We start from the raw sequence: 22,752 nt of genomic DNA, 5'->3' as shown, positions 1-22,752 counted from the left end.
CCGCCCTGGCGGCGGTGATGGCCATCGAAGCCGTCGGCCCCATCGCGCGCGCCTTCGAGCAGGACGGCGCCGCCGAGGCCGCCGGGGAGCGGCTGGACGCCATCCTGCGCCACACGACCGAGACCGCTGCGCTAATCGACGTCGGCCAACCGACCCTGCGCCTGCTGGGCCAGGACCTCGCGCCCGGCGCGCGGCTGGCGATCGTCGGCCCCACCGGCTGCGGCAAGACCACCCGGCTGGAGCAACTGCTGGGCCTGCGCGCCCCCCCCGCCGGCGCCTTCGCGCTCGATAGCGTGGACGGCGCGACCCTGTCGCCCGCCGACCTGCGCCAAGCCTTCGCCTACGCCCCGCAGGACGCCGCCCTGCTGGCCGGCACGGTGCGGGAGAACCTCAAGCTCGCCGCGCCCAAGGCCGACGACGAGGCCCTGTGGGCCGCGCTCGACGACGCCGCCCTGGCCGACCGCGTCCGCGCCTTGCCGCAAGGGCTCGACACCTGGCTGGGCGAGGCCGGCGAGCGGCTGTCGGGCGGCGAGCGCCGGCGCCTGTCGCTGGCCCGCGCCCTGCTGCGCGACGCGCCCTGGCTGCTGCTCGACGAGCCGACCGAGGGCCTGGACGCGGCGACCGAGGCCCGCGTCGTCGCCCGCCTCGACGCCCGTCTGCGCGTCACGGGGCAAGGTCTGGTGCTGGTCAGCCATCGCCAGGCGCCGCTGGCGCTCTGTGAACGGACAGTCGCTGTCGAGACGGTGTCCCCGGCCGCCGGACCGGCTATAAGCGCGCCCATGACCACGACGGCGACGCTCTAGACGACCATGGCCGCGCCCCAGCGCCCGCCCGCGCCGCTGTACAGCGAGCTTCGCCTCGGCGTCTTCATGGCCGCCGCCGGCCTGGTGGCCGGCTGCGCCCTGCTCTATTTCGCCCTGCCCAGCCGCTACGCCGCCCCGGCGACCTTCCTGCTGTTCGTGCCCTCGGTGCTGATCAGCGCGGCCTTGGGCGGACTGATCCCCGGCCTGGTGGCCACCATCCTGGCCTCGGCCATGGTCTGGTTCCTGACCTTCTCGCCCCAGCCCGACCAGGCCACGGCGGTCTCCAGCCTGGTGTTCCTGATGATCGGGGTGGGCATGTCGATCGGCGGCGGCTGGTTCCACGCCGCCCGCCGGCGGATGGCCGACATCACCGACCACCTGCGCTCGGTGCTCGACACCGTGCCCGACGCCGTGGTGGTGATCGATCCGCGCGGGATCATGACCTCGTTCAGCCCCGCCGCCGAGCGCCTGTTCGGCTGGAACGCCCCGGAGGTGATCGGCAGGAACGTCAGCATGCTGATGCCCGAGCCGCACCAGACCGCCCACGACGCCTATCTCGAGCGCTACGAGCGCACCGGCGACAAGCGGGTGATCGGCATCGGCCGCATCGTCACCGGCCTGCGCCGCGACGGCACGACCTTTCCGATGGAGCTGGCGGTCGGCGAGACCAAGGGTCCCACCCGCGCCTATACCGGCTTCATCCGCGACCTGACCGAGCGCCACGCCACCGAGAGCCGGCTGCAGGAGCTGCAGGGCGAGCTGGTCCACGTCTCGCGGCTGACGGCCATGGGCGAGATGGCCACCACCCTGGCCCACGAGCTGAACCAGCCGCTGTCGGCCATCGCCAACCTGCTGACCGGCTCGCGCCGGCTGATGGATCGGGGCCGCCCCGAGGACCAGGCCAAGGTGCGCGACGCCATCGACCGCGCTTCGGACCAGGCGCTGCGGGCCGGCGACGTCATCCACCGCATGCGCGAGTTCGTCCGCCGCGGCGCCACCGAGCGCGACGTCGAGAGCCTGTCGGAACTGGTCGACGACGCTCGCGCCCTGGCCCTGATCGGCGTGCGCGAGGGCCAGGCCGAGGTCAGCATCGCCCTGGATCCGGCCTGCGACGCCGTCTTCGCCGACCGGGTGCAGATCCAGCAGGTGCTGGTCAACCTGATCCGCAACGCCGTCGAGGCCATGGACGGCCGGCCGGTCCGCCGCCTGTCGGTGACCAGCCGCCGGCAGGACGACGGGGTCGTCGAGGTGGCCGTGGCCGACACCGGCTCGGGCGTCGACGACGCGTTCCGGGCCCGGCTGTTCGAGCCGTTCATGACCACCAAGGCCGAGGGCATGGGGGTGGGGCTGTCGATCTCGCGCTCGATCATCGAGGCCCACGGCGGCCGCATCTGGGCCGACGCCAATCCCGGCGGCGGCACGGTGTTCCGCTTCACCCTGCCGCCTGCACCGCACCAAGCCGACAAGACCGACCAGGAGACCACCCGATGAGCGACGCCGTTGTGCACGTGGTCGACGACGACGCCGACGCCCGCGACTCCCTGGCCTTCCTGCTGGAGACGGCCGACTTCCGGGTGCGCACCTATCCCGACGCCCAGGCCTTCCTGGCCGCCCTGCCCCAGGCCGAGCCCGGCTGCGTGATCACCGACGTGCGCATGCCCGGCATGTCGGGCCAGGAACTGGTCAAGCGCCTGCGCGCCGAGGCCTCGGCCCTGCCGGTGGTGATGATCACCGGCCACGGCGACATCCCCATGGCCGTCGAGGCCATGCGCGACGGCGTGGTGGACTTCATCGAAAAGCCGTTCTCCGAAGCCCGCATCCTGGCGGCGCTGGAGCGCGCCCTGGCCAGCGCCGCCCCGGCCCAGCCGACGGTCAGCGACGACCAGGCCCAGGTGCTGGCGCGGATCGAGACCCTGTCGGAGCGCGAGCGCCAGGTGCTCGACGGCGTGGTGGCCGGCCAGCCCAACAAGATCATCGCCCGCGACCTGGGCATCAGCCCCCGCACCGTCGAGATCTACCGCGCCAAGCTGATGAGCAAGATGCACGCCGACAACCTGGCCGCCCTGGTGCGGATGACCCTGTCGGTGCGGGGCTGATCTCGACCTAGGGCGGATCGACATTTACCGGCCTGAGCTCATTTTTCACCGAGCATCCCCGCGAAGGCGGGGACCCAAGCCGAGGCCGCAGGTGATCCACGGCCGCGCCTCATCCTGAAATCCAGCTTGGATCCCCGCCTTCGCGGGGAGACACGGATTTGAAGGGCGCGAAAAGCTGAATGTCGAAACGACCTAGGCCGCCGGGCAGCGGATCGGCTTCAGTGGCTTGATCGCCTTGAGGCTCGGCGCCTCGCCCCCGAGCAGCTTGCTCAGCACTGGATCGTCGGGCAGGTCGCCGATCGCCTCCTTGGCCTCGCGGCGCTTCCACGCCTCGGCGGCTTGCGCCAGCAGGGTCCGATCGCCGGCGTCGAGCGCGGGCGAGACCGCCATCCGCTTGGCCAGGCCGATGCTGAAGGAGCCGCCAGACCGCCCCCAGGCTCGGATCACCGCCGCGCGCGGGCCTGGACCGGCGCAGAACACCCGCGTCGCCGCCGCTTCATCCGCCTCGTCTCGACCGACACCGTACCAGCGCAGGGCGACGTCCAGCGGCAGCGTCAGGGGATCGCCAGGCCCGCCGACGGCCGGCGAGGCCAGCACCTCGGGCCGGACCAGCTCGGCGTTGGCCCAATCGGTTATCTCGTTGTAGTGCCCCGACAGCATCAGGGTCAGGGCCGGATCGGCGCGATAGTCGGCGGTCAGCAAGGCCTTGGGTCCCTGGGCGAAATCGGCTTCGACGTCGAACCGGGCCTTGGCCTCGTTCGCCAGCGCCAGGGAGAAGCGCGGCCAGCGGGCGGCGACCGACGGATCCGAACGCCAGCGCGGCGGCTCGGAACCGTAGGGGTCCTCCTGCACCCGCGCCACCATGGCCAGCAGGGCCTTGGCCTCGTCGGCCGAGGCGGCCGCCGCCAGCCGGGCGGGAACGCGCGCCTCGATCAGGTCGTAGGCCCGTCGGTACTGGCCGTTGACGGCCAGGAAGCGCAGGCCGATGTCGAGGTCGGCGAGCGAGGCGTCGTCGCGCAGAAACGGTTCGAAGACCGGCGCGGCGTCGGCGTGCCCCTCCTCGATCAGCGCTTCCAGTATGGCGGTTTCACGCGGGTCGCGCGCCGGCTTGGCCGGCGGCCGGCCGCCGGTCAGTTCGGCCATGATCAGGTCGGTGAAAGCCGCTGCTTCAGACTGTTCGGCGTCGAAGGCCGGGTCGCGGGGCGCGTAGCGCGGCGGCCGGCCGGCCTTGAGGTCGCCATAGGCGGCCAGCAGGAACGGCGTCGGCTTCCAGGGCGAGATCGAGCCCAGGTGTCCGCCGATGTCGCGGGCTAGCGCCGTCTCGTAGGGCGTGCGGCCCGGCTTGGCGTCGAGTTGCGCCTTCAGCGCCTCCAGCCGCGCGAGCCGGGCCATGGCGTCGGGATCGCGCTGGATGTCGAGATAGGTCCGCACCATCCGCGACCACGGACTGTCCGGTCCCGCATAGTCCTCGTTCACGCGCGAGAACGCGAAGGGCAGCACGCCCAGGCGCTCGCCTCGATGGCCGAGCAGCAGCAGGTAGCTGCCGCCCTTGGCCAGAGTCATGCGGTTGCAGGGTCCGTTGTGGCCCTCCGGGTGCGAGAAGGTGACGTCGTCGGGGTCGCTGCGCACGGTGCGCCCCATCAGCAGTCCCCGAACCTCGATCTCGCCCGCCAGGTCGCCCTTCAGGGTCTCGCTCACCCGCAGACGCATCGGCGCGTCCCAGGGCGAGCCCTCCCGCGCCAACGGCGGCGCGGAGACGGGCGTGGCGACGACGATGGCGTCGGCGACCTGCACGAGCTCGAAATTGCTGGGCCGGACATAGCCGTAGGCCGTGGAGCACGCCTGCGCCGCCGAGCCCGCCCCCAGCGCCAAGGCCGCCGCCAGGCCGATCAACCAAGACTGTCGCATCACGCCTCCTCCCGTTTCGGAGGAGCTTACGAAGCGACCTTTAAATCTACAATCGTAATCCAGTTACCTGAACGCCTAGCGAGCGGCCTCGTCGTGATAGCGGCTTACCTCGACCAGATTGCCGTCCGGATCGCGGAAATAGACCGAGGTCATCGGCCCCAGCGCGCCGTTGCGCTCGACCGGTCCCAGTTCCACGGGCGCGGCGCAGGCGGCCAGATGCGCGACCACCGCCTCGATCGGCTGCAGGGTGATCAGGCAGAAGTCCGCCGCGCCGGCGACCGGAGCCGCGGCCTTGGGCGTGAAGGGGGCGTCGGCCGTGTGCAGGTTGATCTTCCAGCGGCCGAAGCGCACGGCCGTCGGCTTGCCGGGCGTCACCACCCGCTCGGCGCCCAGCACCCGCTCGTAGAAGGCGGCGCTGGCCTCGATCGAGGCGACGACGAGCACGAAGTGATGGAGCCGGTCGATGGCGATCATCTTCAGGCCTCCGCCAGCCAGGCGCGCAGCAGGGCCGTGGTCTCGTCCGGCCGCTCCATGGCCGGCAGGTGGCCGCAGTCGGCGAAGACGTGCAGGGTCGAGCCGGCGACGCCCTCGTGGATGGCCTGGGCCTCGGCCGGGGGCGTCAGGCGGTCGAGATCGCCCACCGCCACCAGGGTCGGCACGCGGACGCCGGCCAGGTCCGGGCGCGAGTCCGGCCGGCCCAGGATCGCCTGCTGCTGGCGCAGGAAGGCCTCGCCGCCGACCCGGCCGGCCATGGCCTTGACCTCGCCGGCCAGGGGATCGTTCAGCCGCGACGGGGGCAAGAGCTGCGGCATCATCTGCTGGGTGACGCCCAGGAACCGCCCGACCGACAGGGCCGCCATGGCCCGGCGGCGCTGCTCGGCGCGCTGGGGGCTGTCGGGCGCGGCGCTGGTCGAGAACAGGGCCAGGCGCGTCACCCGTTCCGGCGCCTGGCGCAGGATCTCGAAGGCGACGTAGCCGCCCATGGAGAGGGCGCCGAGGGCGAAGCGCTGCGGCGCGGCGGCCAGCACGCGAGCGGCCATGGCCGAAACGCTGTCGTCGAGGGTCAGGTCGGCGACCTGGATATCGGCGACGTCGTGGAGGGCCAGCGCCTGCTCGCGCCACAGGCGGGCGTCGCACAGCAGACCGGGCAGGAGAACGAGCGGGGCAAGATCAGCCATGGCGGGTCTCCTTCAAACGCAGGGCCAGGACGCCGGCGATCACGGCCAGCACGGTGGTGAAGGCCGCCACCGCCGGCCAGCCGCCCGCGCGCCAGAAGCCGCCGCCGGCCGAGCCGGCTAGGCTGGAGCCGACATAGTAGAACAGCAGGTACAACGCCGCCGCCTGGCCTTTGGCCTTTCCGGCCAGGGCGCCGACCCAGCCGCTCGCCACCGCGTGGGCGATGAAGAAGCCGATGGTGACCAAGGCCACGCCCGCCACGATCCACGGCAGGCCGGCCGGCAGGGTCAGGGCCACGCCCGCCAGCATGACGGCCAGCCCCGCGCCCAGCAGGGTCCGCCGGCCCCAGCGATCGGCCAGCTTCCCCGCCGTCGACGAAGCGACCACCCCGAAGGCGTAGACCAGGAAGATCAGGCTGGTCTGGCCCTGGCTGAGGCCGTAGGGCGGGTCCTCCAGCCGGAAGCCGGCATAGTTGAAGATCGTCACGAAGACGCCGGTCAGGCAGAAGCCCACGGCGAACAGGGCCAGCAGCCGCCGGTCGGCCAGGGCCTGGCCCCAGGCGGCGGCCTGGGCGGCGCGGTCGCGGGCCGGGGTCGGCTGGAAGTGGCGCGAGCGCGGCAGCAGCAGGAAGAAGGCGGCGGCGGCCAGCAAGTCCAGCGCCCCGATCGTCGCCATGGCCGAGCGCCACGAGCCGACCTCGACCAGCAGGCCCATGCCCACCCGTCCGGCCATGCCGCCAAAGGCCGTGCCGGCGACGTAGAGGCCCATGGCCGCGCCCAGGTCGCGCGGCTCCATCTCCTCGCCGACATAGGCCATGGCGACGGCCGGCACCCCGCCCAGCAGGAAGCCCTCGGCCGCCCGCGCCAGCAGCAGCATCGGCCAGGACGGCGCGAAGGCGGCGGCGAGGTTCAGCAGGGCGGCCAGACTCATCGAGGCGAACATCAGCCCCTTGCGCCCCAGGCTCTGCGACGCCGCCCCGGCCAGCAGGATCGCCACCGCCAGCGCCCCGGTGGTCAGCGACAGGGCCAGGGAGCTCTGGGCCGGGGTCAGGGAGAAATCGCGGGCGAAGGTCGGCAGCAGCGGCTGCACGCAGTAGAGCAGGCTGAAGGTCGAGAAACCGCCCAGGAACAGGGCCAGCGACATGCGCCGAAACCGCGCGGTGCCGGCGGCGATGCGCGGCGGCGAAAGATCGGTCGTGGGGTCGATGGCGGTCATGGCGTCGATCTAGAAGTCGGCCGCCCCATAGTCCAATATATGGCGAAGACTTTCTTGATCGCTTTTGGAGATGGCATGGAGCTGCGCCACATCCGCTATTTCCTGGCCGTGGCCGAGGAGCGCAACTTCACCCGCGCCGCCGCCAAGGTCGGCATCGGCCAGCCGCCGCTGAGCCAGCAGATCAAGGACCTGGAGACGGAGCTCGGCGTGCAGCTTTTCCGCCGCATCCCCAGCGGGGCCGAGCTGACCGAGGCCGGCAAGGCCTTCCACGCCGCCGTGCGCACCCTGCCCGACCAGGCCGGCGCGGCGGCCGTGCTGGCCCGGCGGGCCGCGCGCGGCGAGACCGGCTCGCTGCGGCTGGGCTTCACCGGCTCGGCCAGCCTGCATCCGGTGGTCTCCACGGCCGTGCGGGCCTATCGCCGGCTCTATCCGGAGGTCGAGCTGTCGCTGACCGAGAGCAACAGCACCCACCTTTCCGACCACCTGGCCGAGGGGGCGCTGGACGCGGCCTTCCTGCGGCCGGGCTCGGTGAGCCTTGAGGGCCTTTCCGTGTACGACCTGGTCGACGAGCCGATGATCGCCGTGCTGCCGGCGGGCCATCCGGCCGCCGCCTCCGATCCGGTGGACCTGTCGCGGCTGAAAGGCGAGCCGCTGATCATGACGCCGCGCCACCTGGGCCCCACGGTGCACGACGCGGCGGTGGAGGCCTTCCGCGCCGCCGGCGTCGAGCCGGTGATGGGCCAGCCGGCGCCGCAGATGGCCTCGGTGATCGTGCTGGTCGCGGCCGAACTGGGCGTCTCGATCGTGCCCGTCTCGATGCGCCAGCTGGCCGTCGAGGGCGTGGCCTACCGCGACATCGCCGGCCAGACCCCCGTGGCGCGGCTCAGCTTGGCGGCCACGAAGACGCCGAGCCCGGCGCTGCGGAATTTCATCCAGGTGATCCGGCCGGCTTTTCGGGGGTGAGGGAGCGAACTCACACCCCTCCCCCAACTCCCGTCATTCCCGCCCTTGTGGCGGGAAACCCTGGGTCCGCTCGCATGTGAAGCGCTAGCGGCGTGCTGAGCACGCCGCCCCTCCCGCCCTTGCGGCTGACAGAGGGGTTCCCGCCACAAGGGCGGGAATGACGGGAGGAGAGCGGGCGGGAATGACGGGATAATTTGGGAGGCGGTGACCTTCTAAGCCCCGACCGCCTTTTTCACCTGCAGGCTCAGGGCGTCGGTGATCAGGGGCTTGTGGGCGACGCCGGCCCACAGGGCGTCGGCGGCCGAGAGGTCGACCGGGCCGTCGGCCAGCAGCACGGCCGGCGTGCGCACGCCCTTGCCGCGCAGGGCCGCCAGGGCCAGGAAATCGACGTCCAGCACCAGGCAGTCGGCGGCGATCATCTCCGACAGCGACGCCTCGTCCACGCCGGCGAAGGCGCGGATCCAGTAGCCCTCGGTCTCCAGGGCGAAGGCCAGGGCCTCGCGCAGGGCCGCGTCGGCTTCGACGACGACCACCAGCGGACGGGCGGGCGAAGGGGCGCTCATCGCGCCATTCAAGCCAGCGTCGGCCCAGCGCGCCTTGATCTGACGCAAATCCAGCAGGTCGGCGATCATGCGACTTTGAGGGTCATCCAGACCGAGGTCGTCTCGCCCGGAGCCAGGGCGACGATCCCGGTCTCGCCTTCACCGAAGGGGTCGGGACGGCTGGCGGTGGGCTCGACGCAGACGAAGTCGGCGCCCGGCGGCGAATAGACGTGCACCCAGCGGCAGTTGCCGGAGGCCTCGATGGTCGTCGAAGTCCCGCCCGGGGCCGACAGCACGGCCTTGCCGGAAAAACCGGTCCAGCAGTTGTCGATCAGGCTGTCGGTGGCGGTCGGCGCGCCGGCGTTCCAGTCGCGCCTCCAGACGCCGTCGTGATGGGTGGTGGGCAGCACGTCGGCGTCGACCATCCAGACGCCGTCGACGCCGGCCTGCAGGGTCTCGCCCGGGCGAGCCGTGAAATAGGGGTGCAGGCCAAGACCCGCCGGCATCGTTTCCGTTCCGGTGTTGGTCACCGACAGCTCGATGCGCAGACCCTCGTCGGACAGCACCAGGATCTGCTCGGCGCGATAGGCCCAGGGCCAGTCGGACGGGGCGTGGTCATAGGTCAGGACGGCGCGGGTGTCGGACAGGCCGGTGACCGTCCAGGCGGCGCGCCAGCCCTGGCCGTGCAGCGGGTGCGGATGGCCGGCCAGGTTCGGGGCCAGGGTCACCTCGCGCCCCTCGAACGTGAAGCGGCCGTTCGGAATGCGATTGCAGAACGGGACCAGCGGGAAGCAGCCGACGTCGAGCGCGTCGGTCGCGCCCTCCGGCGCCGGGCGCAGCACGTCGCGGCCGTCGAACACGAAACGGCCGATCGAACCGCCCACCTGCGGCAGCAGTTCGACGCGGGCGCGGTCGGTCGCCAGGACGGGACGTGTCATTGGGAACCCATTGTTATGTTAGCGCTAACTTGAGCTTTACGGTGCGTCATATGCCAGTTCCGGCCGCTCTCGAACAGAGGGCCTGTCGACATCGTAGTCAGTAGTCGTGGCGTCAGGCGTTGGGGTCAGTAGCCGGCGTAGCGCCCCGGCCTGTGGTTGGCGATGATCACGATGCTCAGCGCCACCGCCGACAGGATCGACAGCAGCAGCTTGTCGAAGCTGACCACCATGAAGGCCGCGCCGACCACCAGCACGTCGGTGGCCATCTGCACCTTGCCGGCGCTGATCCCGTGCTTTTCCTGCAGCCACAGGCCCAGCACCCCGACGCCGCCGACCGACGAGCGGTGGCGGGCCAGCGCCAGTATGCCCATGCCGATGATCGTGCCGCCGAACACCGCCGCGAAGACAGGGTTGACGCCCTGCAGCTTCAGCCAGTGCGGCAGGGCCAGGCTGAGCGCCGCCAGCAGCACGTTGGTGGCCAGGGTCTTGGCCGTGAACACCCAGCCCAGCGCCCGCTGGGCGAAGATGTAGAACGGCAGGTTCAGCACGAAGAACACGATCCCGACCGGCCAGTCGGTCAGGTAGGAAACGATCAGGGCGATCCCGGCGATGCCGCCGGTCACCAGGCCGGCGGCCTTCAGCAGGATCAGGCCCACGGAAATGAAGCTCGTGCCGATCAGCAGGGCGTGCACGTCTTCGATCAGCGTGTGGCGTGTGGCGGGCATGTCGGGAGCGGCGGCGGTCAAGGCAGGGTCGAGTCGCGTCTGGAGGAAGGGAAAAGGGCGTCCCGTCCCGATCGCGTTCCCGTCCCGCCGTCCCTTTCGCCACTTATCCGCGGTCGAGGAACGGTCTTGTCGCGGCGAGCGCTTGATAGCGCCCGTGTCTGGCGTCATATATCATCTGAACGCGACGCCCCATGGGCGCCGCGCGAAATCCTCTACAACAATTCCGGAGCCGCCCCTATTCGCCGTCCCATGCAAGCGCCGCCCGTCAAGGATGGACCGCGTATCAACGATGAAATCCGCGTCCCCCGAGTCCTGCTGATCGACCAGAACGGCGAGAAGCAGGGCGAGATGCCGACCGCCTCCGCCATGGAAGCGGCCGAAGAGGCTGGCCTGGACCTGGTCGAAATCGTTCCGAACGCGAACCCGCCGGTCTGCAAGATCCTGGACTATGGCAAGTTCAAGTTCCAGGAGCAGAAGAAGAAGAACGAGGCCCGCAAGCGTCAGAAGGTGGTCGAGCTCAAGGAGATCAAACTCCGCCCGAACATCGACATCCACGACTACGAGGTGAAGGCCAAGGCCATGCACCGCTTCTTCGAGGAAGGCGACAAGGTCAAGGTCACCCTGCGCTTCCGCGGTCGTGAAATGGCTCACCCGGAACTCGGCATGAAGCTGCTCCTCAAGGTCAAGGCCGACTTCGAGGAGATCGCCAAGGTCGAGTACGAGCCCCGCATGGAAGGCCGCCAGATGATCATGATCCTGGCGCCCCGCTAAGCTTCGGCTCTATCTTCGAAAACGCCCCGGTCACCACCGGGGCGTTTTTCGTTTCCGGTATCGTCCATGTCCCAGCCCGCCCAGCAAGCTCCCCTGTCCCTGGACCCCGGCCTGACGCCCGGGGCCTGGCGCGACGCCTTCGCCCGCAACGGCCGTCTGCACGTGCCGGGGATCCTGACCGCCGACTCGGCCGCACGCCTGCACGCGGCCCTGACCCTCGACACGCCCTGGAGCGGCGTGGTCGGGGTCGGCAAGAAGCTGTGGAACCTGCCGCTGGACGGTCCCGGCGCCCTGTCCCCGGCCGACGACCTGGCGCTGGACCGCCAGGTGGCCGAGGAAACCCGCAACGGCTTCGGCTTCCGGTTCGACAATTTCCGGGTCAGCGACGAGGTCGAGGCCGGCCGTCGCGAGGGCCGGCTGGTCGAGGCCGCCTACGACCTGCTGAACGGCGAGGCCTTCCTGGACTTCGTGCGCGAGCTGACGGGCGACGACCGGGCCGTCTATTGCGACAGCCAGGCCACCCGCTATCGCCCCGGCCACTTCCTGACCGAGCACGACGACCACGCCGACGGCAAGCACCGGCTCTACGCCTACGTCCTCAACCTGACGCCGAACTGGCGGGCCGACTGGGGCGGGCTTCTGCTGTTCCTCGACGGGGACGGCCACGTGGCCGAGGGCTACAAGCCCAGCTTCAACGCCCTCAACATCTTTCGCGTGCCGCAGAAGCACGCCGTGACCTACGTCACGCCGCACGCGGCGGGCCCGCGCCTGTCGCTCACCGGCTGGATCCGCTCGCGACGCTGATTTCGCGCGCCCCGCTCGACCTCCCGGCAAGGTAGAGCTTATACTCGCCCCGGGGACTCTTCTGGGGGCTGTAGTTTCGTGCGTATCAAGGATCTTGCGATCGCCATCTGCGCGACCGCTCTGCTGTCGGGCGTTCAGGCCAAGGCCGCGCCGCTGTCGACCTACGGCAAGCTGCCGACGATCGAGGATGTCGAGATCTCGCCGGACGGCACGCGCCTGGCGGTGTCGCTGACCGACGGCGAGCAGCGCGTTCTGACCATCCACAACGCGGCCGACAACAAGCTGATCAAGGCCCTGCGGATGGGCAACAACAAGCTGCGCTGGGTGCAGTGGGCCGACGCCTCGCACCTTCTGGTCACCGTCTCGTCGACGGCCAGCGTCGTCGGGCTGGAAGGGCCCAAGCGCGAGTACTGGATGACCTCGCTATACGACCTGGACACCGACAAGGCGCGCCTGCTGCTCGACAACCAGCCGGATTCGATGAACGTCGTGCTCAGCGCCGCCTCGCTGCGCTCGGTCGACGGCGCGCCCACGGCCTTCGTGCAGGGCATCCACTTCGTCGACAACCTCGGCCGCAACACCCTGTTCGCGGTCAATGTGAAGAACGGGCGCACCCGCATGATCGAGGCGCGCTCGGAAGACACCGACGACTGGCTGGTCGGCGGCGACGGCGTCCCCCTGGCCCAGTCGCAGTACGACCAGAGCCGCGGAACCTGGGTGCTGCGCATCAAGGGTCCGAAGGGCTGGACCATCGTCGACCGGGCGGTCAGCCCGATGGGCTCCTACGGCGTCTCGGGCCTGGGTCGCGACGGCAAGTCGGTGCTGGTGGCCCGCGTCAACGACAAGAACGAGACCGTCTATCGCGAATACGCCGCCGACGGCTCGCAGGTCGACGTGCCGATGGAGATCCCCTTCGACGGCCTGCTGCGCGATCCCGGCAACGACGCCCTGATCGGCGGGGTGTCGCTGGTCGGCGACAAGACCCGCTACGTCTTCTTCGATCCCAAGGACCAGTCGCGCTGGAACGCCGTCGAGAAGGGCTTCGCCGGCTCGCGGGTGTCGCTGGCCTCGTGGTCGGCCGATCGCACCAAGGTGGTCGTCCGCGTCGACTCGCCGACCGACGGCCCGGCCTACGCCCTGGTCGACATGACGGCCAAGACCGCGTCCTGGATCGGCGACGAGTACAAGGACCTGGCCGCCGCCGACATCGCCGAGGTCCGCCCGGTGAAGTACAAGGCCGCCGACGGCCTGGAGATCACCGGCTACCTCACCCTGCCCAAGGGCCGGGACCCGAAGAACCTGCCGCTGGTGGTGCTGCCGCACGGCGGTCCCGAAGGCCGCGACACGCCGGGCTTCGACTGGTGGGCCCAGGGCCTGGCCTCGCGCGGCTACGCCGTGCTGCAGCCCAACTTCCGCGGCTCCGAAGGCTTCGGCTGGGACTTCATCAAGGCCGGCTTCGGCGAGTGGGGCCGCAAGATGCAGACCGACCTGTCGGACGGCGTCCGCTGGCTGGAGAAGCAGGGGATCGCCGATCCCAAGCGCGTCTGCATCGTCGGCGCCAGCTACGGCGGCTACGCGGCCCTGGCCGGCGCGGCGCTCGACCGCGGCGTCTATCGCTGCGCCGTATCGGTGGCCGGCCCGGCCGACCTCAAGCGCATGCTGCAGGACGACCAGGAACGCCACCTGTCGCGCAACAACTCGACCCTGCGCTACTGGCTGCGCTTCATGGGCGCCGACGGCATCCGCGATCCCGACCTGGCGGCGATCTCGCCGGCCAAGCTGACCGACAAGATCGACATCCCGATCCTGCTGATCCACGGCAAGGACGATACGGTCGTTCCCTATGTGCAGAGCAAGATCATGGCCGACGCCATGGCCAGGGCCGGCAAGCCGACTGAGCTGGTCACCCTGGCCAGCGAGGACCACTGGCTGTCGCGCGGCGCCAGCCGCCAGCAGATGCTGAACGCCACCGTGCAGTTCCTCGAAAAGCACAATCCGCCCGACCCGGCCGCCCCGGCCCAGACGACGGCCGCGCGCTAGCACAGCAGGCTCTGTGGGTGGTCCTCGTCCTTCGACAAGCTCAGGATGAGGACCATTTGCAGGCCCGGGCAGTAGAAAAACCTCATCCTGAGCCCGTCGAAGCATGCCCTTGGGCGGGCCGCGCCAGCGGCGCGACCCGAGGGGACGAGGTTTTCGTCTCAGACGTCGAATGCCGATCCGACCTTCGCCCTCACATCAGACAGAAGCCCGCGCCGCCTTGGGCGGCGTGGGGTGATGGCGGGCCCAGACGCGGCGCAGCTGGCGGGTCGAGGCGAAGCCGGCCCGCTCGGCGACGCTTTCCATATCGAGGCGCGTCGCCGACAGCATCTCGCTGGCCAGCGCCAGGCGCAGGCGGTTGACGTAGTCGGTCAGGTTCATGCCGGCATGGGCGTTGAACAGCCGCGACAGGTGGCGAGGGCTGGCGGCGGCGAGGTCGGCCAGGATCTCCAGGCTCCAGTCGCGGGCCGGGTCGGCGGCGATGGCGTCCTGCACCCGGTGGATGGCCGGATGGACGTGGTTGCGCCCCTCCAGCCACGGCGACAGCTGCGGGTCGGACGGCCCCCGGCGCAGATAGACCACCATCTGGCGGGCGATCGACACGGCCTGGGCCGGGCCGCGCAGCCGGGCGACCAGATGCAGCATCAAATCAACGCCCGAGGTGACGCCGGCGCTGGTCAGTCGCTCGCCGTCCTCGACGAACAGGCGGTCCTCCAGCACCCGGGCGCTGGGCGCCAGGCGCGCCAGCTCCTCGGTGCAGGCGTGGTGAGTGGTGCAGGCCCTGCCGGCCAGCAGCCCGGCCCGCGCCGCCAGCAGGCTGCCCGAGCAGATGCAGGCCAGGGTCACGCCCGGCCGCACCGCGCGGGCCAGCCAGGCGACGATGGCCGTCTCGTCCCCGGCGTCCGCCGCCGAGGCCCCCTCCCCGCCCAGCACCTGATCGACATTGCCCGAGACGATGACCAGCGCCCCGTCCGGCAGGGCGTCGGGCAGCGGCTGGATCCCGGCCAGCGTCAGGCCGATGGAGCTTTCCACGCTCGGCCGGGCGGCGATATAGGTCACGGCGAAGCCCGGCGATCCGGGCTCGAACGTCGCCCGCCGCAGCACCTCCAGCGGTCCGGCCACGTCGAGCAGCAGGGTGCGCGGCGGCAGGACGACGAAGACGGGGATGACGGCGGGCGAGTCGGACGTCATGCGGCTTCGAGGGCCTCTTCCACGGTGGCGATGCGGGCGAAGCGCTCGTGCAAAACGAGCTCGGTGCGGGCCTTGATGTCGTCGACGGTGAAGACCCGCCCGTGGCGGTCGGTCATGTCGAAGGTCAGGGTGGCCTCGGTGACGTAGTCGACGGCGAAGCCCAGGTCCGAGGCGTGGCGGGTGGTGGTCTCGCAGCACTGCTCGGTGCGGATGCCGCTGACGATCACCTTGCCGATGCGGTTGCGGATCAGCCAGACCAGCAGGCCGGTGCCGGCCAGGGCGCTGTGGGCGGGCTTGTGGAAGGTGACGTCGGGCTCGAACGACAGCCCCTCGACCGTGCGCACATGGCCCGAGGCCAGGCTGAACAGCCCCTCGGCCTCGACGTGCAGGATCTGCACGACCGGCAGGCCCTTGGCCTTGGCGCCGTCGATCAGGGCCTGCTGGCGCTCGAGATAGACCCCGGCCACGGCCGGATCCCACGAGGCGCGCTGGCGAAAGGAGTCCTGGGCGTCGACGACGATCAGGGCGGTGGCGGCGGACATTTGCGTAGCTCCGTGGCGATGACGATGCCGCAAGCTACCCACGCTCTTCAAGGCGAATAAGGAAGCTGGCGGACGAAGAGCGGACAGAAAAGGACATCACACCATCGCACCGTCTTCGCCCCATCCGCCGCGCCGGCTCGCTTTCGGCGACGTTCCGCCCCATATGATGGAGCGTGGAGCCCGCCTCGGACTTCGCCGCCGGCGAGGAGCTTCCCCCTTGAGACATCCCCTTCGTGCGCCGGAGTACCGTGCGCTGGCCGCCGCCGCTCTCGAAGCGGCCGGCAAGTGCGGCCTACCCCACGTCCAGGCCAAGCACGAACACGCCGCCCGCACCTGGAGCGATCTGGCCGACGCCGAAGACGCGCGCGCGGCGACGCGGGTCCGAATGACGACGTCGGGCGTTTAGCGACGCCACCTTCCGCTCCAGCCTGGAATTCCGCGCGATGCGTCTCTCGATCGACTGCCGCCTGCGCTACGAGGTGCGGACCCCCACCAGCTTCATCCTGGCGATCCAGGCCGCCGACGGCGCTGACCAGAAGGTGCTCGACGAGACCATCCTGCTGCCGCCGGGCGTGAGCGCCGACTTCTTCGTCGACGCCTTCGCCGGCAACCGCTTCATCCGCTTCCTCGCCCAGCCCGGGCCGCTGGATATCGGCTACATCGCCCAGGTCGAACGCCGGGCGCTGGTCGATCAGCGCGGCTTCATCGGCGGCGACGTGGTCAACGATCTGCCGGCGACGGTGCTGCCCTATCTGAACCCCAGCCGCTACTGCCCGTCCGATCGCCTGACCGCCTTCGCCCGCCAGACCTTCGGCTCCCGCCCCCAGGGCCTGGGCCAGGTCCAGGCCATCGCCGACTGGATCGCCGCGACCATCACCTACGAGGCCGGGACCAGCAGCGACACGACCTCGGCCATCGACACACTGGTCGACCGCAAGGGCGTCTGCCGCGACTTCGCCCACATCGGCATCGCCCTGTGCCGGGCGCTCGACATGCCGGCCCGCTTCGCCGCCTGCTACGCGCTCGACCTTCAGCCGGCCGACTTCCACGCGGTGTTCCAGGTCTATCTGGACGGCGCCTGGCGGACCTTCGACGCCACCCGCCGCGCGCCGCTGGGAGGCCTGGTCCCCATCGGCTTTGGCCGCGACGCCGCCGACGTGCCGTTCGCCGCGACCTTCGGCGACGCCCGGTTCGAGGCCAAGTCCATCCTGGTGACGCGGGCGGACCAGACGCCAGCGACCTAGCGCTGCCTCCCTTCGAATCGTCCGCATCCGGAAACTGACATTTCAGTCGCTTTTCCGGGCCATCGGGCGTAGAGGAGCCGCCTCGAAGGTTCCCGTCATGTCCACGCTCTCCGCTCCGGCAACTGCGCCGGCGCCCGTTCACAGTTCCCGCGCCCTCTACGTCCTGCTGCTGGTGGTGTTCATCAACCTGGTGGGCTTCGGGCTGGTGATCCCGCTGCTGCCCTTCTACGCCAAGGCGCTGAACGCCAGCCCGTGGCAGGTGACGGCGCTGTTCTCGGCCTATTCGCTGGGCCAGTTCCTGGCCGAGCCGTTCTGGGGACGTCTGTCCGACCGCATCGGCCGGCGGCCGGTGCTGATCGTCACCATCCTGGCCAACACCCTGTCCTACGTGGCCCTGGCCTTCGCCCCGACCATCGCGGTGGCCTTCGTCATCCGCTTCTTCAGCGGCGCGGCCAGCGGCAACATCTCGACGATCCAGGGCTACATGGCCGACGTCACCCCGCCCGATAAGCGGGCCGGGCGCATGGGCCTGCTGGGCAGCGCCTTCGGGGCCGGCTTCGTGGTCGGCCCGGCGCTTGGCGGCCTGCTGGCCCACCCGGACGCCGGACGCCTGGGCTTCCAGATCCCGCTGTTCGTGGCCGCGGGCCTGGCGGCGGCGGCCTCGCTGGGCGTCTTCCTGTTCGTGGTCGAGAGCCGCGCGCCCCGCAAGGACGCCCCGCCCCCGCCGCCCCGGCGCGAGGCCCTGAAGGCCGCCTTCGCCCATCCGGTGCTGTCGCGGGTGCTGATGGTCACCTTCGTCTCCACCGCCGCCTTCTCGGGCATGGAGGCGATCTTCGGCCTGTGGACCTCGGCCCGCTTCGGCTGGGGCCCGCAGCAGGTGGGCCTGTGCTTCGCCGTCATCGGCGTGGTGGCCTCGCTGGGCCAGGGCGTGCTGACCGGACGCCTGGCCCGCCGCTACGGCGAGCCCAAGGTGCTGACCACCGGCCTGGCCATCATCTGCCTGTCGATGGCCATCACCCCGTTCGTGCCCAGCGGCCATTTCGTGCCGCTGTTCGTGGGACTGACGGCCTTTGGCCAGTCGCTGGTGTTCCCGTGCATCGCCGCCCTGATCTCGCGCGCGACGCCGCCCGACCAGCAGGGCGCCATGCTGGGCCTCAACATGGCCGGCGGCTCGCTGGCGCGGATGAGCGGCCCGATGATCGCCGGTCCGCTGTTTGGCCTGACCATGGCGGGTCCCTACTGGTTCGGGGCGCTGCTGACCGTGCCGGCCGTCGCCCTGGCGGTGACGGTGGGCCGCCGCGCCAAGGCCGCGCCCTGACCGGGAGCGGCAGTTGGGCATAAGAGTCCGCCAGGCCTTGCTTTTCGCCCGGGGTTCCCGTATTCACCCCGCCTTTCCGGAACCGCCTGGCCAATTTGGCATGCCATGGCGGTTCGTCTCGCTATCCAGAGGACAGGGCCGTTAAACGCTCTGACGCGAAATGCCTAAGTTGAAGACGAAGTCGGGCGCCAAAAAGCGCTTCAAGATCACCGCCACGGGCAAGCTGAAGGCCGGCGTCGCCGGCAAGCGCCACCGCCTGATCGGCCACAACGGCAAGTACATCCGCCAAAACCGCGGAACGAAGGTGATGAGCGAGGCTGACGCCAAGACCATCCGTTCGTACCTGCCCTACGGCCTTTAAGAGGAGCGCTGACACATGGCTCGCGTTAAACGTGGCGTCACCGCCCACGCCAAGCACAAGAAGGTTCTTGAACAGGCGAAGGGCTTCTACGGCCGCCGCAAGAACACCATCCGTACGGCCAAGGCCGCGGTCGACAAGGCCGGCCAGTACGCCTACCGCGACCGCAAGGTGCGCAAGCGCGCCTTCCGTTCGCTGTGGATCCAGCGCATCAACGCCGGCGCCCGCACCGAAGGCTTCACCTACTCGCAATTCATCCACGGCCTGGACGTGGCGGGTATCGTGATCGACCGTAAGGTCCTGGCGGACATCGCCGGCAACGACGCCGTCGCGTTCAAGGCCATCGCCGACAAGGTTCGCGCGGCCCTGGCCTAAGGAACTTCCGAGCCTCACCGCTCGAACGATCCTTTAAAAGCCCTCCGGCGCGAGCCGGAGGGCTTTTTGCTGCGCGTTATCCGGTTCCACCCGACGTCAAAACCGCCTAGACGAAACCCCGTCATGACCGATCTCAACACCCTCGAATCCGACGTCCTGGCCCAAGTGGCCGGCGCGGCCGACCTGCAAGCGCTAGACGCGGTCCGCGTGGCCGCTTTGGGCAAGACCGGCTCGATCTCGGGCCTGCTCAAGACCCTGGGCGCGATGAGCCCCGACGAGCGCAAGGAACGCGGCGCGGCGATCAACGCCCTGCGCGACCGCGTGCAGTCGGCGATCACCGAGAAGAAGGCCGCGCTGGAAGCGGCCGAACTCGACGCGCGCCTGGCCCGCGAGACCCTCGACCTCACCCTGCCCGGCCCCTATCGCCGCAAGGGATCCGTCCACCCGACCATGCAGACCATGGACGAGATCGTCTCGATCTTCGCCGAGATGGGCTTCGCCGTGGCCGAAGGTCCGGACATCGAGGACGACTTCCACAACTTCACGGCCCTGAACTTCCCCGAGAAGCACCCGGCCCGCGAGATGCACGACACCTTCTTCTTCAACCGGAAGGAAGACGGCGAAAGGATGCTTCTTCGCACGCACACCAGCCCCGTGCAGGTGCGCACCATGGTCAGCGAGAAGCCGCCGATCCGCATCATCGCGCCGGGCCGCACCTATCGCGTGGATAACGACGCCACCCACACGCCGGTGTTCCACCAGGTCGAGGGCCTGGTGATCGACAAGGGCATCCACATGGGCCACCTGAAGTGGACCCTGGAGACCTTCCTGGCGCGGTTCTTCGAGACCGACGCGGTGACCACCCAGTTCCGCCCGCACCACTTCCCGTTCACCGAGCCCTCGGCCGAGATGGACGTGCAGTGCGACCGCTCGGGCGGCGAGATCAAGATCGGCCAGGGCACGAGCTGGCTCGAGATCCTGGGCTGCGGCATGGTCCATCCGAACGTGCTGCGCGCCTGCGGCATCGATCCGGACGAGTACCAGGGCTTCGCCTTCGGCGTCGGCGTCGACCGCCTGGGCATGCTGAAGTACGGCATGCCCGACCTGCGCGACATGTGGTCGTCGGACAGCCGCTGGCTGGCCCACTACGGCTTCTCGGGCTTTTCCGCGCCGAACCCGGCCAGCGGCCTGAGCTGACGAACCCCTCCGGAGCGACGGCGCAGCCCGACCGCTCCGGACATGCCTTTCCACCCAACCCCTCCCGCGCGGCGGGGCTTGGAGATCCAGAACGATGAAATTCACCCTGTCCTGGCTCAAGGACCACCTCGACACCGAAGCGACCGCCGCCCAGGTCGTCGCCGCCATGACCATGGCCGGCCTCGAGGTCGAGCACGTCACCGACCCGGCATCCAAGCTGGCCGCCTTCAGCGTCGCCAAGATCGTCGAGGCCGTTCAGCATCCGAACGCCGACCGCCTGCGGGTCTGCCAGGTCGACACCATCGACGGCCGCAAGGAAATCGTCTGCGGCGCGCCGAACGCCCGCGTCGGCCTGACCACCATCTACGCCCCGATCGGCGCCTATGTGCCGGGCCTGGGCGTCACCCTGGTCGAGAAGCCGGTGCGCGGCGTCGTCTCCAACGGCATGCTGTGCTCGGGTTCGGAGCTTGAAGCCGACGACGGTTCGGAAGGCATCCTTGAACTGTCCGGCGACCTGGCCGTCGGCACCCCGGCCGCCGTCGCGCTGGGCCTGGAAGCCGTCATCGACTTCGAGGTCACCCCCAACCGTCCCGACTGGCTGGGCGTCGCCGGCATCGCCCGCGACCTGGCCGCCGCGGGCGTGGGCAAGCTGAAGGACCTGTCGATCGCCCCGGTCGCCGGAACCTTCCCCTGCCCGATCAAGATCGAAGTCGACGGCGAGGCCTGCCCGGTGTTCGCCGGCCGCCTGATCAAGGGCGTCAAGAACGGCCCCTCGCCCCAATGGCTGCAGGACCGCCTGAAGGCCATCGGCATCAATCCGAAGTCGGCCCTGGTCGATATCACCAACTACATCTCGTACGACCGCGCCCGGCCGCTGCACGTCTATGATGCGGCCCTGCTGTCGGGGACCAAGATCGAGACGCGTCTGGGCCGCCACGGCCTGAATGGCGACGAGCACCTGATCGCGCTGGACGGCAAGACCTACGAGCTGACCCCGGCCATGTGCGTCATCGCCGATGCGAACGGCGAGCGCCCGATCGGCCTCGGCGGCGTCATGGGCGGCGAGAGCACCGGCTGCTCGGAAGCCACTGTCGACGTCTTCGTCGAAAGCGCCTGGTTCGAGCCGATCCGCATCGCACAGACCGGTCGCGAGACCGGCATCAACAGCGACGCCCAGTACCGCTTCGCCCGCACGGTCGACACCGGCTCGGTGGTTCCGGGCCTGGACCTGGCCACCAAGCTGATCCTGGAGCTGTGCGGCGGCGAGGCCTCGGAAGTCGTCGTCGCCGGCGAGGCCCCGGCCGCGCCGGGCCCGATCCTGTTCGACCCGGCCTATGTGCAGGCCCTGTCGGGCCTGGAGATCGCGCCGGAAAAGAGCCTGGATATCCTCCAGGCCCTGGGCTTCAAGGTCGAGCCGCCCAAGGATGTGCCCGTCGCCGAGTTCGCCACCCACGCCGAGAGCGTGGTCTGCGTGACCCCGCCGAGCTTCCGCCGCGACGCCCACGGCAAGGCCGACCTGGTGGAAGAAGTGGCCCGCATCGCCGGCTACGGCGCCCTGCCCTCGACGCCCCTGCCCGAGGTCGCCCGCGCCGTCGGCGGCGTGCTGACCCCACGCCAGGTGCGCGCCCGCGCCGCCCGTCGCGCCCTGGCCGCGGCCGGCTACGCCGAGGCCGTGACCTGGAGCTTCACCAGCCGCGCCACCGCCCAGCTGTTCGGCGGCGGTGCCGACGCCCTTGTGCTGGCCAATCCGATCGCCTCGGAACTGGACTGCATGCGCCCCTCGGTGCTGCCCAACCTGATCGAGGCCGCCGGCCGCAACGCCCGCCAGGGCTTCCCGGACGCGGCCCTGTTCGAGGTCGGCCCGGTGTTCCTGGGCGATGGTCCCAAGGACCAGCGCACGGTCGTCGCCGGCATCCTGGCCCCGCGCCCGCCGCGCGCCTGGGACAAGCGCTCGGCCGAGGACGTGTTCACGATCAAGGCCGACCTGCTGAACCTGCTCGAAGAGATCGGCGCGCCGGTCGCCTCGCTGCAGACCGCGCAAGGCTCGGCCTCGTCGTGGTGGCACCCCGGCCGCTCGGCCCGCCTGCAGCTGGGCCCCAAGGCGGTGATCGCCGAGTTCGGCGAGATCCACCCCGCCGTGCTGAAGGCCCTGGACGTCGCCGGCCCGGTCTACGGCTTCGAGATCACCCTGGAGGCGATCCCCGAGCCGAAGAAGAAGGCCGTGAAGACCAAGCCGGCCTTCAGCCCCTCGGCCCTGATGCCGCTGAGCCGCGACTTCGCCTTCGTCGCCGACAAGGCCAAGGCGGCCGGCGACCTGGTCAAGGCTGCGGCCGGCGCCGACAAGGCCCTGATCGCCTCGGCCCGCGTCTTCGACGTCTACGAAGGCCCCGGCGTGCCGGAGGGCTCCAAGTCGGTGGCCATCGAGGTGCTGGTCCAGCCGCGCGACGCCACCCTGACCGACGCCGAGATCGAGGCCCTGTCGGCCAAGGTCGTCGCCGCGGTCGAGAAGGCGGGCGGCAAGCTGCGGGCTTGAGCTTGATCGTTCAAGT

The 22,752-nt window shown here is 70.4% G+C and carries 23 protein-coding genes; 14 read left to right on the top strand and 9 right to left on the bottom strand.

Translation table 11 applies throughout. The features are described 5' to 3' along the window. The 3 genes from AC2YHT_RS03420 to fixJ form a co-directional block, all read left to right on the top strand. Positions 1-803: ATP-binding cassette domain-containing protein (locus AC2YHT_RS03420; protein ID WP_487288177.1), on the top strand; the 803-nt coding region annotated here is incomplete at its 5' end. Positions 804-809: 6 nt separating this feature from the next. Then, a complete protein-coding gene (locus AC2YHT_RS03415) occupies positions 810-2,294 on the top strand; it encodes a PAS domain S-box protein (protein WP_487288176.1) in 1,485 nt (494 codons plus the stop codon). Further along, complete coding sequence (fixJ, locus tag AC2YHT_RS03410) at positions 2,291-2,899, top strand: response regulator FixJ (RefSeq protein ID WP_487288175.1); 609 nt, start codon at positions 2,291-2,293, stop codon at positions 2,897-2,899. The genes AC2YHT_RS03415 and fixJ overlap by 4 nt, the downstream gene beginning before the upstream one ends. Positions 2,900-3,091: 192 nt before the next feature. Here the strand turns inward: fixJ and AC2YHT_RS03405 are convergent, their stop codons facing one another. The 4 genes from AC2YHT_RS03405 to AC2YHT_RS03390 all read right to left on the bottom strand — a co-directional run bounded on the left by AC2YHT_RS03405 (position 3,092) and on the right by AC2YHT_RS03390 (position 7,198). Then, on the bottom strand, positions 3,092-4,807 hold the full coding sequence (locus AC2YHT_RS03405; RefSeq protein ID WP_487288174.1) for a hypothetical protein: 1,716 nt from the start codon (positions 4,805-4,807) through the stop codon (positions 3,092-3,094). A 75-nt stretch (positions 4,808-4,882) separates the two neighbouring features. Further along, positions 4,883-5,281 (bottom strand): VOC family protein, encoded by a 399-nt coding sequence (locus AC2YHT_RS03400; RefSeq protein WP_487288173.1) that lies wholly within the window; start codon positions 5,279-5,281, stop codon positions 4,883-4,885. A gap of 2 nt (positions 5,282-5,283) precedes the next feature. Then, complete coding sequence (locus tag AC2YHT_RS03395) at positions 5,284-5,985, bottom strand: alpha/beta fold hydrolase (protein WP_487288172.1); 702 nt, start codon at positions 5,983-5,985, stop codon at positions 5,284-5,286. Continuing rightward, complete coding sequence (locus tag AC2YHT_RS03390; RefSeq protein WP_487288171.1) at positions 5,978-7,198, bottom strand: MFS transporter; 1,221 nt, start codon at positions 7,196-7,198, stop codon at positions 5,978-5,980. The genes AC2YHT_RS03395 and AC2YHT_RS03390 overlap by 8 nt, the downstream gene beginning before the upstream one ends. A gap of 75 nt (positions 7,199-7,273) precedes the next feature. Here AC2YHT_RS03390 and AC2YHT_RS03385 point away from each other — a divergent pair, with 75 nt between their 5' ends. Then, on the top strand, positions 7,274-8,161 hold the full coding sequence (locus AC2YHT_RS03385) for a LysR family transcriptional regulator (RefSeq protein ID WP_487288170.1): 888 nt from the start codon (positions 7,274-7,276) through the stop codon (positions 8,159-8,161). Between the two features lie 212 nt (positions 8,162-8,373). On the opposite strand, the gene AC2YHT_RS03380 is transcribed toward AC2YHT_RS03385, so the two are convergent. From AC2YHT_RS03380 to AC2YHT_RS03370, 3 genes are all read right to left on the bottom strand, one after another. Then, positions 8,374-8,793 carry a response regulator transcription factor gene (locus AC2YHT_RS03380; protein ID WP_110119119.1) on the bottom strand — a complete coding sequence of 140 codons (420 nt, stop codon included), beginning with the start codon at positions 8,791-8,793 and terminating at the stop codon, positions 8,374-8,376. After that, on the bottom strand, positions 8,790-9,641 hold the full coding sequence (locus AC2YHT_RS03375; RefSeq protein WP_487288169.1) for an aldose 1-epimerase: 852 nt from the start codon (positions 9,639-9,641) through the stop codon (positions 8,790-8,792). The genes AC2YHT_RS03380 and AC2YHT_RS03375 overlap by 4 nt, the downstream gene beginning before the upstream one ends. A gap of 125 nt (positions 9,642-9,766) precedes the next feature. Further along, positions 9,767-10,366 (bottom strand): YitT family protein, encoded by a 600-nt coding sequence (locus AC2YHT_RS03370; RefSeq protein WP_487288183.1) that lies wholly within the window; start codon positions 10,364-10,366, stop codon positions 9,767-9,769. Positions 10,367-10,615: 249 nt separating this feature from the next. Here AC2YHT_RS03370 and infC point away from each other — a divergent pair, with 249 nt between their 5' ends. The 3 genes from infC (at position 10,616) to AC2YHT_RS03355 (ending at position 13,981) form a co-directional block, all read left to right on the top strand. After that, positions 10,616-11,137 carry a translation initiation factor IF-3 gene (gene infC, locus AC2YHT_RS03365; RefSeq protein WP_110119117.1) on the top strand — a complete coding sequence of 174 codons (522 nt, stop codon included), beginning with the start codon at positions 10,616-10,618 and terminating at the stop codon, positions 11,135-11,137. 66 nt (positions 11,138-11,203) lie between these two features. After that, positions 11,204-11,941, top strand: a complete 738-nt coding sequence (locus AC2YHT_RS03360) for a 2OG-Fe(II) oxygenase (RefSeq protein WP_487288168.1) — start codon at positions 11,204-11,206, stop codon at positions 11,939-11,941. A gap of 78 nt (positions 11,942-12,019) precedes the next feature. Further along, entirely contained in the window at positions 12,020-13,981 is a 1,962-nt protein-coding gene (locus AC2YHT_RS03355; protein ID WP_487288167.1) for an alpha/beta hydrolase family protein, read from the top strand. Positions 13,982-14,176: 195 nt separating this feature from the next. On the opposite strand, the gene AC2YHT_RS03350 is transcribed toward AC2YHT_RS03355, so the two are convergent. Together AC2YHT_RS03350 and AC2YHT_RS03345 are read right to left on the bottom strand one after the other, a co-directional pair. Next, positions 14,177-15,169, bottom strand: a complete 993-nt coding sequence (locus AC2YHT_RS03350) for a GlxA family transcriptional regulator (RefSeq protein WP_487288166.1) — start codon at positions 15,167-15,169, stop codon at positions 14,177-14,179. Further along, positions 15,166-15,711 carry a cysteine hydrolase family protein gene (locus AC2YHT_RS03345; RefSeq protein WP_487288165.1) on the bottom strand — a complete coding sequence of 182 codons (546 nt, stop codon included), beginning with the start codon at positions 15,709-15,711 and terminating at the stop codon, positions 15,166-15,168. Before AC2YHT_RS03345 ends, AC2YHT_RS03350 begins: the two co-directional genes overlap by 4 nt. A gap of 217 nt (positions 15,712-15,928) precedes the next feature. Between AC2YHT_RS03345 and AC2YHT_RS03340 the strand changes: the two genes are divergently transcribed. The 7 genes from AC2YHT_RS03340 (at position 15,929) to pheT (ending at position 22,736) form a co-directional block, all read left to right on the top strand. Beyond that, positions 15,929-16,117, top strand: coding sequence for a hypothetical protein (locus tag AC2YHT_RS03340; RefSeq protein ID WP_110119113.1), 189 nt, complete (start codon positions 15,929-15,931; stop codon positions 16,115-16,117). A gap of 37 nt (positions 16,118-16,154) precedes the next feature. Further along, on the top strand, positions 16,155-16,955 hold the full coding sequence (locus tag AC2YHT_RS03335; protein ID WP_487288164.1) for a transglutaminase-like domain-containing protein: 801 nt from the start codon (positions 16,155-16,157) through the stop codon (positions 16,953-16,955). Positions 16,956-17,052: 97 nt separating this feature from the next. Further along, entirely contained in the window at positions 17,053-18,273 is a 1,221-nt protein-coding gene (locus AC2YHT_RS03330) for an MFS transporter (protein ID WP_487288163.1), read from the top strand. A 160-nt stretch (positions 18,274-18,433) separates the two neighbouring features. After that, the gene (rpmI, locus tag AC2YHT_RS03325) at positions 18,434-18,634 is read left to right on the top strand and encodes a 50S ribosomal protein L35 (protein ID WP_018061454.1); all 201 of its coding nucleotides are present in this window, start codon (positions 18,434-18,436) and stop codon (positions 18,632-18,634) included. A 15-nt stretch (positions 18,635-18,649) separates the two neighbouring features. Beyond that, positions 18,650-19,006, top strand: coding sequence for a 50S ribosomal protein L20 (rplT, locus tag AC2YHT_RS03320; RefSeq protein ID WP_058347692.1), 357 nt, complete (start codon positions 18,650-18,652; stop codon positions 19,004-19,006). 123 nt (positions 19,007-19,129) lie between these two features. Further along, on the top strand, positions 19,130-20,203 hold the full coding sequence (gene pheS / locus AC2YHT_RS03315) for a phenylalanine--tRNA ligase subunit alpha (RefSeq protein WP_487288162.1): 1,074 nt from the start codon (positions 19,130-19,132) through the stop codon (positions 20,201-20,203). A gap of 94 nt (positions 20,204-20,297) precedes the next feature. After that, positions 20,298-22,736, top strand: a complete 2,439-nt coding sequence (pheT, locus tag AC2YHT_RS03310; protein ID WP_487288161.1) for a phenylalanine--tRNA ligase subunit beta — start codon at positions 20,298-20,300, stop codon at positions 22,734-22,736. The last annotated feature ends 16 nt before the right edge of the window (positions 22,737-22,752 follow it).

This window comes from Caulobacter sp. SRI_008, from assembly GCF_057586355.1.
The sequence above is the reverse complement of the archived record's forward strand: the minus strand, read 5'-3'. Positions and strand labels throughout refer to the sequence as shown.